The sequence below is a fragment of the Sedimentitalea xiamensis genome (assembly GCF_030164465.1).
In the GTDB taxonomy this organism is placed as follows: Bacteria; Pseudomonadota; Alphaproteobacteria; order Rhodobacterales; family Rhodobacteraceae; genus Sedimentitalea; species Sedimentitalea xiamensis.
In genome coordinates, this window is sequence record NZ_JASNJE010000008.1 from 32,820 (window position 1) to 46,024 (window position 13,205).

Genomic DNA, 13,205 nt, shown 5'->3' on the forward strand with positions numbered 1-13,205 from the left:
AAAGGAGCGCCTTCGGCGCACGCCATTGCTGATCCGCGGCTGTCAGCCGTGGCGCTGAACCAGCACCGATCCGACCGAGTAGCCGGCGCCGAAAGAGCAGATCAGCCCGAGGTCCTTGTCCTGCAGGTCGTTGGAATACCTGGAAAAAGCGATGATCGAACCGGCCGAGGAGGTGTTGGCGAAATCCTGCAGGATGTTGGGCTGCTCGCCGGGTTCGGGCGTCCGGCCGAGAACCTTGCGGCCGATGAAATCGTTCATCGCCTTGTTGGCCTGATGCAGCCAGAGGCGTTTCAGTTCGGACGCCTGCACCCCGTCGGCGGCGATGTGATCTGCGATATGGGCGCTGACCAGGGGCAGCACTTCCTTGAACACCTTGCGGCCGTTCTGCATGAACTGCATGTCGCGCCTGTCCTTGACTCCGTCAGGGCGGGAGCGGCGCAGGAAGCCGTTGTTGTTGCGGATGTTGTTGGAGAATTCCGTCGCGCAGCGCGTTGATCTTATTTCGAAATACGGCCCCTTCGCATCCTCCGCCCGTTCGATGATCGTGGCCGTTGCCACGTCTCCGAAGATGAAATGGCAGTCCCGGTCGCGCCATTCGAGATGGGCGGAACAGATCTCGGGGTCGACCACCAGAGCGGCGCGGACGGAGCCGGCGCGGATCATGTCGGCGGCGGCCTGGATGCCGAAGGTGGCTGAGGAACAGGCGACGTTCATGTCAAAGGCAAACCCTTGACTACCAAGCAGGTTCTGGATCTCGATGGCGATGGCGGGATAGGCGCGTTCCATGTTGGAGGCGGCGCAGATCACGAGGTCGATGTCCTGCGCGTCGCGGCCGGCGGCGGCGAGCGCCTTCTGCGCCGCATCGACGCCCATTTCCGCCATCAGGGAAGGTTCGTCATCGGAGCGTTGCCGCAACAGGGGATGCATCACTTTCGGGTCGAGAACGCCTGTCTTGTCAATGACATACCTTTGTTCGATGCCCGAGGCCTTGACGATGAAATCCTCGCTGGAATGCTCCTTCGCCTCGATCTTTCCGGCGGCGATCTCGGCGGCGTGTTCGGCATTGTAGAGATCGGCATAGGCGTTGAACGCCTCGACCAGCTCGGCATTTGTGATGACGTTCTCGGGGACGAAGACCCCGGTGCCGGTGATGGCGGGGATGTGCATGACGGGCTCCTGCAAGGGTCAGAAGATGTGGACCCAAACCCGGCGCGAGGTCAAGTCAAAGCCGGGTGTGCCAGGCGTGCATACCGCGTGCATACGCCGTGCAGACCGGTGGTGCAGCCGGTTGTTAACCGATTGGCGGCAGGATTGCCCCGGTTCCAAAGCAGGGAGACCGGGATGACGCAGACCGTGGGCGGCAAGCCGAAACGCACCAGACGCGAAGCCGAAAATATCTATTACGTCAACGAGGCGTTGCAGCGGCTGGAATACGATCTGCACACGCATCTCAACCATATGCGGCGCATCCCTCTGGAGTGGGAACAGATCTATACCGACCGCAGCTATCACAAGACGCGGATCACCATGCGGGTGGACCAGGACGTGCTGAAGTTCTTTCGCTCGCTTGGGCCGGGGTATCAGCCGCGGATGAACGACGTGCTGCGCGCCTTCATGCATGCCAAGCTGGCCGGGCTGATCGGGGGCGGCGAAACGATGACCGAATACCGCGAGAACCGCTGGGCCGACCGGAACCGGCCCCAGTTCGGGGATGTGGAGAAACAGATGGGCGCCCGGCGCGGCGGCTGACGGCGGTCAGTGCAGCCGGGCATGCACGAGATAGGCCGTGACCGAGCTTTCCCCGAGGGCGCGCAGGGCTTCGAGCCGGTGCAGCCCCTCGACGAGAATGAACCCGGCGCCTTCGCTGCGGACCCGGATCGGCGTGGTCTGGCCATTGTCGATCATGTCCTCGGCGATCTGCTGCACCTTGGCCGCATCCAGCGTCCGCGCCCGCTTCGCGGGCACCCGGATGTCGGTGAGGGCGATGGACCGTTTTTCGAGCATGCGCGAGCATGGCGCGATTCCGGAAGTTTGACCAGCGGAATGGCGGTTGATGCGGGCGCGGATGCGGACCGCCCGGTATCCGCGCGATGTTGCAACCCTTGCCGGGCGTGATGGATCGGGCGGCCATTCGCGGTTCGGCGCGGACGGGAACTGGTTCTGCGCCGGCGCAATGCGTGGCCCTGTGGACGCCGGTTTTCCGGGGAGGGCCGAAGCTGGATTCATGGTGGAGCGTTGTGCGGCTTAGCCGGAGTCCGCCTGCGTCAGGGGGCTTTCGACGGGCGGCGGCGCGACATCGAGGACGCCGAGTTCGTCCAGACCTCCGAGGATGGAATCCACCGCGATGGTCGCCAGCACGATTCCCATTACCCGGCTGATGATGCTGGCGCCGGTGTTTCCGATGACCTTGTTGACGGCGCTTGCGGCCAGCAGGAGAAGCAGCGTCAGGAGCAGGACGATCATCAGCAGGCCGGCCGTGATCGCCTGCTCGGCAACCGACTCCGTGTGGTTGTCGGTCAGGATCACGATGGCCAGCATCGCCCCCGGCGAGGCGATGGACGGCATGGCGAGCGGGAACACCGCGCCGGCCAGGTGATCGCGCCCCGCTTCTTCGATCTCGCGCGCGGGCTTGGATTCTCCGAAAACCATGGTCATCGCGAAGAGGAACAGGATGACGCCGCCGGCGATCTGGAACGATCCGAACCGCAGGCCGAGGGTTTCCAGCAGGAGCTGTCCGCCGACGAGGAAGGCGAGCAGGACCAGCGCGGAGATCGCCACGGCGCGAATCGCGAAGCGGCGATGCAGTTTTCGTGGAACGCCCTGAACGGCGAAAAGATACACGGGGATCGATCCGACCGGATCGATCACGACGAACAGGGTCACAAGCTCTTTCGTGAGTGCGGCCCAGTCCATGATATGTGTGCCTTCCTGCTGATCTGTCGGTGCGTCCCGCGCCCGATACCGCTGAGCGCAGGAGGGACGGGTTTTGTGACTAAGCCCCTGATACTGCGAACCTTCGCGATTCTGAACCTCCTATTTCCGCCTGCGCCGCCGAAACGCGACGCCGGTGCTGCCAGACGCCGGCGGGCCGGGTGCGCATCCGGGCGGATTGCGGCCCGGTCCCGAAGGTCCTAGCCTTGCAGCGCCTTCACCCCCACGTCGCCTTCGGCCTGGGCCTTGATGGCGAGCGCGGCGGCGTGGCTGCCGGCGGCGGTGGTGAAATAGGGGATCTTGTCATAGAGCGCGATGGTGCGGATCGACTTGGAATCCTCGACCGCCTGGGCGCCCTCGGTGGAGTTCATCACCAGCTGGATGCCGCCGTCCTTCATCATGTCGGTCACGTCCGGGCGGCCTTCGTAGACCTTGTTGACCACGTCGCAGGCGATGCCTTGCGCCGCCAGCCAGCCTTGCGTGCCGCGGGTGGCGACGATGGTGAAGCCGAGGCCGGTGAGGATCCGCGCGGCTTCGAGCATCTGCGGCGTCTTGTCGGCGTCCTTGATCGACAGGAAGGCGCAGCCCGAGGATGGCAGGGACATGCCCGCGCCCATCTGCGCCTTGAGGAAGGCGCGGGGGAAATCGCGGTCCCAGCCCATGACCTCGCCGGTCGAGCGCATTTCCGGGCCCAGGATCGTGTCGACGCCGGGGAAGCGGGCGAAGGGCAGCACCGCCTCCTTGACCGAGAACCAGGGCATGTTCGGGTCGGCCAGGGTCATCGGGTCGGCCAGCGGCAGCACCGTGTCGTAATCCGCGTCCACGTCATAGGGCGCGCGCATCGGGAAGCTGGACAGCTTTTCGCCCGCCATGACCCGCGCGGCGATGGAGGCGATGGCGCTGTCGGTCGCCTTGGCGACGAAGGGCACGGTGCGGGAGGCGCGGGGGTTGACCTCGATCAGGAAGATTTCCTCTTCGCCCTGTTCATTGGCCTTGACCGCGAACTGGATGTTCATCAGCCCGACCACGTTCAGCGCATGGGCCAGGGCGTGGGTCTGTTCGGTGATCTGCGCCAGGATTTCCGGCGCCAGCGAATAGGGCGGCAGCGAACAGGCGCTGTCGCCGGAATGGACGCCGGCCTCTTCGATATGCTGCATGATGCCGGCCACATGCACGTCGGTGCCGTCGCAGATCGCGTCCACATCCAGTTCCACCGCGCCGGCGAGATAGCTGTCGAGCAGCACCGGGCTGTCGCCCGAAACCACCACCGCGTCCGAGATGTAGCGTTCGAGCTGTGCCTGGTCGCGCACGATCTCCATCGCGCGGCCGCCGAGCACGTAGGAGGGGCGGATCACCAGCGGGAAGCCGATGTCCTGCGCGATCTCCAGCGCCTCGGCGTCGGTGCTGGCGATGCCGTTGTGCGGCTGCCTGAGGCCGAGCCCCCGCACCAGCTGCTGGAACCGCTCGCGGTCCTCGGCGAGGTCGATGGCGTCGGGCGTGGTGCCGAGGATCGGGATGCCCTCGTCATGCAGCGCGTTCGCGAGTTTCAGCGGCGTCTGGCCGCCGAACTGCACGATGACGCCGTGGAGCGTGCCGTTTTCCTGTTCGACCCGCAGGATCTCCATCACGTGCTCAAACGTGAGCGGTTCGAAATAGAGCCGGTCGGAGGTGTCGTAATCGGTGGACACGGTTTCCGGGTTGCAATTGACCATGATGGTCTCATAGCCCGCCTCGGTCAGCGCGTAACAGGCGTGGCAGCAGCAATAGTCGAATTCGATCCCCTGGCCGATCCGGTTGGGGCCGCCGCCGAGGATCACCACCTTCTTGCGGTCGCTGGGGCGCGCCTCGCATTCGACCTCGCCCATCATCGGGGCCTCGTAGGTGGAATACATGTAGGGCGTCTGGGCCTCGAATTCGGCGGCGCAGGTGTCGATGCGCTTGAAGACGGCGGTGACGCCGGCGGCGATGCGGGCCTTGCGGACCTGGGGTTCGGTCTGCCCGGTCAGGCGGGCGAGACGGGCGTCGGTGAAGCCCATCATCTTGAGATGGCGCAACCCGTGCTCCGTGGTCGGCAGGCCGTCGGCGCGGACGGCGTCTTCGGCCTCGACGATCTCGCGGATCCGGGCGAGGAACCAGGGGTCGAACATGGTGACGGCGTGGATCTCGTCATCGGTGAGGCCGTGGCGCATGGCCTGGGCGATGGTGCGCATGCGGTCGGGCGTCTGCCGGCTGATCGCCTTGATGACCGCGGCCTTGTCGGGCGCGCCGGGAATGTCGATCTCGTCGAAACCGGTGAGACCGGATTCCATGCTGGCCAGCGCCTTTTGCAAGGATTCGTGGATGGTGCGGCCGATGGCCATGGCCTCGCCCACGGATTTCATCGCAGTGGTCAGATTGGGTTCCGAGCCGGGGAACTTTTCGAAGGCGAATTTCGGGATCTTGGTGACGACATAGTCGATCGTCGGCTCAAACGAGGCCGGCGTGACGCGGGTGATGTCGTTGTCCAGCTCGTCCAGCGTGTAGCCGACCGCCAGTTTCGCGGCGACCTTGGCGATGGGAAAGCCGGTGGCCTTGGAGGCCAGCGCCGAGGAACGGGACACGCGCGGGTTCATCTCGATCACCACCATGCGGCCATCCGCCGGGTTCACCGCCCATTGCACGTTGGAGCCGCCGGTTTCCACGCCGATCTCGCGCAGGACCGCGATCGAGTGGTTGCGCATGATCTGGTATTCCTTGTCCGTCAGGGTGAGCGCCGGGGCGACGGTGATGCTGTCCCCCGTGTGCACGCCCATCGGATCGACGTTCTCGATGGAACAGACGATGATCGCGTTGTCGGCGGTGTCGCGCACCACCTCCATCTCGTATTCCTTCCAGCCGAGCAGGCTTTCGTCGATCAGGATCTGCCCGACGGGGCTGGCATCCATGCCCGAGCGGCAGATCGCCTCGTAATCGTCGCGGTTGTAGGCGACGCCGCCGCCGGTGCCGCCCATTGTGAAGGCGGGGCGGATGATCGCGGGCAGGCCGACCTCTTCCAGCGCGTCCAGCGCCAGGCGCACGCCGGCGGCGAGATCCTTCTTGCCGTGGGCGTCCCTGGGCGCGGTGACGATGGTGGCGCGCGGGTTCTCGATGCCCAGCCGGTCCATCGCCTCGCGGAACAGCTTGCGGTCCTCGGCCATCTCGATGGCTTCGCGCCTGGCGCCGATCATCTCGACATTGTATTTCTCCAGCACGCCCATTTCTTCCAGCGCCAGCGACGTATTCAGCCCGGTCTGCCCGCCCATCGTCGGCAAGAGCGCATCGGGGCGTTCCTTTTCGATGATCTTGGCGACGACCTCGGGGGTGATCGGCTCGATATAGGTGGCGTCGGCCATGCCCGGGTCGGTCATGATCGTGGCCGGGTTGGAGTTGACCAGGATCACCCGGTAGCCTTCCTCGCGCAGCGCCTTGCAGGCCTGGGCCCCGGAATAGTCGAATTCGCAAGCCTGCCCGATGACAATGGGTCCGGCTCCGATGATCATGATCGACTCGATGTCGGTTCTCTTCGGCATGGCGCGGCCCCTTGTTCCGGAGTGTCGTTTGATCTGGCGAGTCGTCGGACGCATCGGCGCGCCCAAATTGTCCTGCGTTATAGGGATGGACCGCCGGGGTGCAAGGGGGAACGGAGGGGCAGGCCGTGCTGCTTTCCGCTTTCCGGAAATATCCCCGCCGGAGGCATGAAATTTTTCTGGTGCGACTTAAGGATTCCATGCCTCCGGCGGGGATATTTTAAGAAAGTGGAAACCATGGGCGTGGTTGCATGATGTCACGGTACAGGCTGGGAAGCCGATGACCGTGAAAGTGGAAAGCGCCCTGTGATCGGTGACGATGGCAGGGCGCGGACCGCTTGCCCTTGACTTCCTGACCCAGTCACGATGTATCGGCGCGAAGATTTCCAAGTCCTGAAGGGATGCGACCGATGCACGCCTATCGCAGCCATACCTGCGCCGACCTGACCGCCGCCAATGTCGGGGATACCGTCCGCCTGTCCGGTTGGGTCCATCGGGTGCGCGACCACGGCGGCGTGCTGTTCATCGATCTGCGGGACCATTATGGCGTGACGCAGGTGCTGTGCGACGGGGACAGCGATGCGTTCAAGGCGCTGGAAAAGGTGCGCAGCGAATGGTGCATCCGCATCGACGGCGATGTGAAGGCGCGCGATCCGGAACTGGTGAACCCCAAGCTCCCGACCGGCGAGATTGAGGTCTATGTGCGCGATCTGGAGGTTCTGGGCGCGGCGGACGAGCTGCCGCTGATCGTGTTCGGCGACCAAGAATACCCGGAAGAAACCCGCCTGCGCTATCGCTATCTCGACCTGCGGCGCGAGGCGATGCAGAAGAACATGACCCTGCGCAGCGACGTGGTGGCCAGCATCCGCCGCCGGATGTGGGACCAGAAATTCCGCGAATACCAGACCCCGATCATCACCGCTTCCTCGCCCGAGGGCGCGCGGGATTTCCTGGTGCCGAGCCGCCTGCATCCGGGGAAGTTCTATGCGCTGCCGCAGGCACCGCAGCAATTCAAGCAACTGATCATGGTCAGCGGTTTTGACAGGTATTTCCAGATCGCGCCCTGTTTCCGTGACGAGGACCCGCGCGCGGACCGCAGCCCGACGGATTTCTACCAGCTCGACATGGAAATGTCCTTTGTCACCCAGCAGGACGTGTTCGACGCGATCCAGCCGGTGCTGACCGGGGTGTTCGAGGAGTTCGGCGGCGGGCGCGCGGTCGATCAGCACTGGCCGCAGATCAGCTATCGCGACGCGGCGCTCTGGTACGGCACCGACAAGCCGGATCTGCGCAATCCGATCAAGATGCAGGTCGTGTCCGAGCATTTCGCGGGCTCCGGTTTCGCGATCTTCGCCAGGCTGCTGGAGCAGGAGGGCACCGAGATCCGCGCGATCCCGGCACCCGGCGGCGGGTCACGCAAGTTCTGCGACCGGATGAATGCCTTTGCCCAGAAAGAGGGGCTGCCGGGCATGGGATATATCTTCTGGCGAAAATCCGCAGGTGGGCCGATTCTCGAAGGTGATCCAATGTTTGGTGAAGGCCCAGAGTCTGAAACTAAGGAAGCGATGGAAGCCCAGTACAAACTTTGGGTCGAACGTGGACATTCCGGCATCGAGGCCGCCGGTCCGCTGGCCAAGAATATTGGCCCGGAGCGCACCGAGGCGATCCGCACCCAGCTCGGCCTCGGCGTCGGCGACGCGGCGTTTTTCCTTGGCGGCAAGCCGTCCGCCTTCCAGGCCGTCGCGGGCCGTGCCCGCACCGAGATCGGCCGCGAGTTGGGGCTGATCGAGGAAGACCGTTTCGCCTTTGCCTGGATCGTCGATTTCCCGATCTACGAGCAGGACGCGGAAACCGGGCGGATCGATTTCGAACACAACCCGTTTTCGATGCCGCAGGGCGGGATGGAGGCGCTTCAGGGCGATCCGCTGAAGGTGCTGGGCTATCAGTACGACTTGGCCTGCAACGGCTATGAACTGGTCAGCGGCGCGATCCGCAACCACAAGCCCGAGATCATGTTCAAGGCCTTCGAGATCGCCGGTTACGACGAGGCCGAGGTCCGCAAGCGGTTCGGCGGCATGGTCAACGCCTTCCGCTACGGCGCGCCGCCGCATGGCGGGTGTGCCGCCGGGATCGACCGGATCGTGATGCTGCTGGCGGATGAGGCCAATATCCGCGAGGTCATCATGTTCCCGATGAACCAGCGGGCCGAAGACCTGATGATGAACGCGCCGGGCGAGGCGGGCAGCGACCAGTTGATGGAACTGCGGCTGCGGGTGCTGCCGCAGGACGACTGACGCACGGGCTGCGCGGTTTTTCGCGCGGCCGGTGAAACCAGGCGACAGCCGCCCGAATCTGGCCTAATCTGGCGCGGAAGGTCCGCTTTTCACAGGTTCTGCCGCCGTGCCCTTTCGTCCTGAACAGGCCGCTGTCCGGTTTGGCTGCGGTTTCTCGCCCGCGTTGCCTCTGCCTGCGTCACCCGAGGCGCTGCTTGACGGGCTGCGCGGGCCGGACCAGATGGCCCTGCGGTTTCCGGTCGAAACCTTTTCCGATTATTCCCGGCACCTGGTGAAGGCGGCGGACATGCGCCGGACCGCCCGCAAGACCGGAACGGTGGACGAGACGCGGCAGGCGTTGCGGACGTTTCGCCAGGGGCTCGGGGCGCAAAGCCACCGCTGGCACGCCAACCACCTTTTGCGCTGGACCTGGAGTGAGACTCCGTTGCGGGAACGGCTGGCGCAGTTCTGGGCCGACCATTTCACCGCCGCGGGCAAGTCGAATATCCTGGTGCACAGCGCGCTGCCCTTTGTGGAGGAGGCGATCCGACCGAACATGACCGGCCGTTTCGCCGACCTGCTGATCGCCACCACCACCCATCCCTTGATGTTGCACTATCTCGACCAGGCGCTGTCGGTCGGGCCGAACAGCCAGGCGGCCTCCAGGGTGGAACGGCTGGGCGGGCTGAACGAGAACCTCGCGCGGGAGGTGCTGGAACTGCATACGCTGGGCGTGAACGGGGCCTATACGCAGGCGGACGTGCGGCAGCTGGCGGAACTCTTCACCGGCCTGACCTACCAGCCGGAGACCGGGTTCCGGTTCCGCCCGGCCTTTGCCGAACCCGGCAGCGAAACCGTGCTCGGCCAGACCTATGGAGGCGATCCGGCCCGGCTGGAACCGGTGCTCGACGCGCTGCGCGACCTGGCGGTGCATCCGGCCACGGCGCGCCATGTCGCCGGCAAGCTGGCGGTGCATTTCACCGGCGATGCCCCCGATCCGGCGCTGGTGGAGCATGTGGCGGCCCGTTTCGCCGAGACCGGCGGCGAGCTGATGGCGGTCTATGCGGCGCTGATCGAACATCCCGCGGCCTGGTCCGACGGCCCGGTGAACGTCAAGCCGCCGCTGGATTACATCGGGAGCGCCTGCCGCGCGCTCGCGGTGCCGCCGGAGCATGTTCAGGCGCTGGATCCCAAGGTTCTGCGCCGCAGTCTCGTCAACCCGCTGCGGGAGATGGGGCAGCCGTTGTTTCGCCCTTCGGGGCCGGATGGCTGGCCCGAAGAGGACGCCGCCTGGATCACCCCGCCGCTGGTCTCGGCGCGGTTGCGCTGGGCCTTGTCGGCCCCGGCGGCGCTGTGCCCGGAGCTGCCCGACCCGCGCGCATTCGTGGACACGGCGCTTGGCCCCTATGCGACGGAGCCGGTGCGCTTTGCCGCGGCGGCCGCCGAAAGCCGGCGGGACGCGATCGGCCTCGTGCTGTCCGCGCCCGCGTTTCAACGCCGCTAGGAGCCGGAGACCGTGATGCGCCCTTCTTCTTCCCTTGACCGCCGCGGCTTCCTGCTGCGGTCCGCCTTTGTCGGCTGTTCGCTGGCGGCGAGTCCGCTGCTGACCCCGATCAGCCTTGCCGCCGGGCCCTGGGATGCGCGGCTGGTGGTGATCATCCTGCGCGGCGGCATGGATTCGCTGGACGTGGTGCAGCCCTATGGCGCGCCGGAATACGCCACGCTGCGGGCCGGGCTGAAAGCGGGACCGGCGAACGGGGCGGCGGATCTGGACGGGTTTTTCGCGCTGCATCCGCGGCTGGCGCCGCTGATGCCGCTATGGCGGACGGGCGATCTGGGCTTCGTCCACGCGGTGTCGACGCCCTACCGGGACAAGCGCAGCCACTTCGACGGCCAGGACCTGCTGGAGGCCGGGACCGACAGCCTGTCGGGCGTGCGCGACGGCTGGCTGAACCGGATGCTGACGCAATTGCCGGGGGTCGAAGCGCGGACCGCCTTCGCGATCGGGCAGGGCGAGATGAAGCTTCTGACCGGGGCGGCGCCGGTCGCGGACTGGACCCCGGATGCCGATCTCGCCATCAGCCCGCAGGCATTGCGGCTCGCCGATCTCGTGATGCAGGACGACCCGGCCTTTCATGCGGCCCTGTCCGAGGCGATGATGCTGTCCGAAGACGGCGGAATGTCCGGCGGGCGCGGACAGCCGCATGTCAAGATCGCCGAGTTCGCCGCCGCGCAATTGCGGGGGGACACCCGTGTCGCGTCGTTCTCGATCAACGGCTGGGACACGCACAACCGGCAGGAGCGGGCGCTGGGCGCGGCGCTGGACCGGCTGAGCGAGACGATCCTGACGCTGCACGCCGGGCTTGGGGCGCCGGTCTGGCAGAAGACGGCGATCGTGGCGATGACGGAATTCGGCCGCACGGTCCGGGTGAACGGGACCGGCGGCACCGACCATGGCACCGGCGGCGCGATGCTGCTGGCGGGCGGCGCGATCCGGGGCGGGCGGGTGTTCGGCGACTGGCCGGGGCTGGCGGAGGCGGACCTTTATGACGGCCGCGATCTCATGCCCACCGGCGACGTGCGCGCCCCGGCCGCCTGGATCATGCGGGGGCTGACCGGGCTGGACACGGCCGGTTTGCAGTCGGTGGTCTTTCCGGGGCTGGACATGGGCGGCGATCCCGGCTTTCTGTTGTGAACGGGTGACAGAGAAGACAGGGTGATGCCGTGACACAGACCGATCCGGAGCGACCGCTGGGCGCGGTGGTGGAAAACTGGACGCCGCCGGAGGCGCCGGGCGGGGAGATCCTGGAAGGGCGCTATGCCCGGCTGGAACCGCTGTCCGCCAAGGACCATGCCGCGCCGCTGTTCGCGGCCTATGCCGGGCATGACGCGATCTGGGACTACATGCCCTGCGGCCCGTTCGGGACCGAAGCGCAATACCGCGACTGGGTGCGGGAGACGGTCGCCAACCCGGCGCATATGTTCTATGCGATCCGGGACCGGGAGACCGGCGAAATCGGCGGCGTGGCGAGCTATCTGCGGATCGACCCCGCGGCCGGATCGATCGAGGTCGGCAACATCGCCTATGGCCCGTCGCTGCAACGCACCCGCGCCGCCACCGAAACCATGACGCTGATGATGGGCTGGGCTTTCGATGCCGGCTATCGCCGCTATGAATGGAAATGCAATGCGCTGAACGCGCCGTCGCGCCGCGCGGCGCAGCGGCTCGGTTTCAGCTACGAAGGCGTGTTCCGCCAGGCGCTGGTGGTGAAGGGGCGCAACCGCGATACGGCCTGGTTCGCGGCGATCGACAAGGAGTGGCCCGCCCTGCGCGATGCCTTCGGGCAATGGCTGGACCCTGCCAATTTCGACGGCAGCGGCCGGCAGATCACGCCGCTGGGACGGCTGACCGAAGAGATCCGAGTGGCGTCAGACCCGACGGTCTGACAATCGGGCGGGGTCGGATGAGTCCGGCCGCGCCGGTCCGGACGGGCGGTTTCCGCGACTTTCGGCCCAGGACTGGACCCAGAGCACCAGCCCCAGAGAACACAGGGACAGAAGGAACAGTTCGATCATCTCAGATCACCTGTTTCTGATCGAGCCGCTCCCGGACCATCCAGGCGATCCGCGCGGCGTCGCGCGCCACGGGTCCGCCGTTGCGGCGGGCGGCGGCGAGGGATGCGGCGGCCTGCGCCAGCGCGGTGTCGTGGGCGCTGCGGGCGACGCCGCCGACGAACTGCGCCACATAGTCCAGGGTCGTGTCCTCGGCGGATTCGCTCAGCACGTCGGCCACATGGGCCATGTCGTCGTGAAAGGCCATCGGGTCGGGCGAAATCACGTCGTCCTGCACGATGCGCGGGCCAAGCGGACGCTGGTGGACGGGGAGGCGCGACAGCACGGCATTCTGGAACCCGGCCAGCGAGGTGATCGGCTTTTCCAGGAACCCGTCGGCACCGGCGGCGATCGCCGCGTCGCGCGAGAAATTGTCGCCCGATGTGCCGAGGATCACGGGCACGCGGGGGATCGACCTGGCGAGTTCCTCGATCAGTTCGATGCCGGAGCCGTCGGGCAGGCCGAGATCGGCGATGACGACGGAGGGCTGGTAGACCTGCAGGTGCCGGCGGGCGGATTTCAGGCAGTCGGCCCGTCGGATGCGCGCCCCGCTGCGCAGGCACAAAAGGCGCATCGCCTCGCAGGCGAACCGGCTGTCTTCGACAACGAGAATGGTCAGTCCCAAGAGCGGCCGGTTGGCGGTCGGCATGCGCGATGGGGCGGCAAACGGATCAGGATCGTCCATGGGTGGGCTCCTCTCAGCAGACACGAATCACGCTAAGGGCCCTTGGCTAACAGCGCGTTAATGGGCATGGCGAAAATGCGCGGCCTCTTCGTGAAATATCCGCCGGCCGGGCCGGGACCGGCGGCGTCCGGGGGCGGAAAGGAAACGCAATTTGTCCAT

Annotated in this window: 10 protein-coding genes; 5 read left to right on the top strand and 5 right to left on the bottom strand. The window is 66.3% G+C overall.

What is annotated here, in order from left to right; translation table 11 throughout:
• Positions 1 to 42: 42 nt before the first annotated feature.
• On the bottom strand, positions 43 to 1,167 hold the full coding sequence (locus tag QO034_RS08810; RefSeq protein WP_284485150.1) for a beta-ketoacyl-ACP synthase III: 1,125 nt from the start codon (positions 1,165 to 1,167) through the stop codon (positions 43 to 45).
• Positions 1,168 to 1,341: 174 nt separating this feature from the next.
• Here QO034_RS08810 and QO034_RS08815 point away from each other — a divergent pair, with 174 nt between their 5' ends.
• Positions 1,342 to 1,749, top strand: a complete 408-nt coding sequence (locus tag QO034_RS08815; RefSeq protein WP_284485151.1) for a BrnA antitoxin family protein — start codon at positions 1,342 to 1,344, stop codon at positions 1,747 to 1,749.
• A gap of 6 nt (positions 1,750 to 1,755) precedes the next feature.
• On the opposite strand, the gene QO034_RS08820 is transcribed toward QO034_RS08815, so the two are convergent.
• From QO034_RS08820 to carB, 3 genes are all read right to left on the bottom strand, one after another.
• Entirely contained in the window at positions 1,756 to 2,004 is a 249-nt protein-coding gene (locus QO034_RS08820; RefSeq protein WP_284485152.1) for a ParB N-terminal domain-containing protein, read from the bottom strand.
• Between the two features lie 240 nt (positions 2,005 to 2,244).
• Entirely contained in the window at positions 2,245 to 2,913 is a 669-nt protein-coding gene (locus tag QO034_RS08825; RefSeq protein ID WP_284485153.1) for a MarC family protein, read from the bottom strand.
• 218 nt (positions 2,914 to 3,131) lie between these two features.
• Positions 3,132 to 6,479, bottom strand: a complete 3,348-nt coding sequence (carB, locus tag QO034_RS08830; RefSeq protein ID WP_284485154.1) for a carbamoyl-phosphate synthase large subunit — start codon at positions 6,477 to 6,479, stop codon at positions 3,132 to 3,134.
• A 407-nt stretch (positions 6,480 to 6,886) separates the two neighbouring features.
• On the opposite strand from carB, the gene aspS reads away from it, so the two are divergent.
• From aspS to QO034_RS08850, 4 genes are all read left to right on the top strand, one after another.
• A complete protein-coding gene (gene aspS / locus QO034_RS08835; RefSeq protein ID WP_284485155.1) occupies positions 6,887 to 8,770 on the top strand; it encodes an aspartate--tRNA ligase in 1,884 nt (627 codons plus the stop codon).
• A 106-nt stretch (positions 8,771 to 8,876) separates the two neighbouring features.
• Positions 8,877 to 10,253: a DUF1800 domain-containing protein gene (locus QO034_RS08840; RefSeq protein ID WP_284485156.1), complete on the top strand. Its 1,377-nt coding sequence runs from the start codon at positions 8,877 to 8,879 to the stop codon at positions 10,251 to 10,253.
• Positions 10,254 to 10,268: 15 nt separating this feature from the next.
• Positions 10,269 to 11,444 carry a DUF1501 domain-containing protein gene (locus tag QO034_RS08845; protein WP_284485157.1) on the top strand — a complete coding sequence of 392 codons (1,176 nt, stop codon included), beginning with the start codon at positions 10,269 to 10,271 and terminating at the stop codon, positions 11,442 to 11,444.
• Between the two features lie 29 nt (positions 11,445 to 11,473).
• Positions 11,474 to 12,196 carry a GNAT family N-acetyltransferase gene (locus tag QO034_RS08850; RefSeq protein ID WP_284485158.1) on the top strand — a complete coding sequence of 241 codons (723 nt, stop codon included), beginning with the start codon at positions 11,474 to 11,476 and terminating at the stop codon, positions 12,194 to 12,196.
• A 130-nt stretch (positions 12,197 to 12,326) separates the two neighbouring features.
• Here the strand turns inward: QO034_RS08850 and QO034_RS08855 are convergent, their stop codons facing one another.
• Positions 12,327 to 13,046, bottom strand: coding sequence for a response regulator (locus QO034_RS08855; protein ID WP_284485159.1), 720 nt, complete (start codon positions 13,044 to 13,046; stop codon positions 12,327 to 12,329).
• Positions 13,047 to 13,205 lie beyond the last annotated feature (159 nt).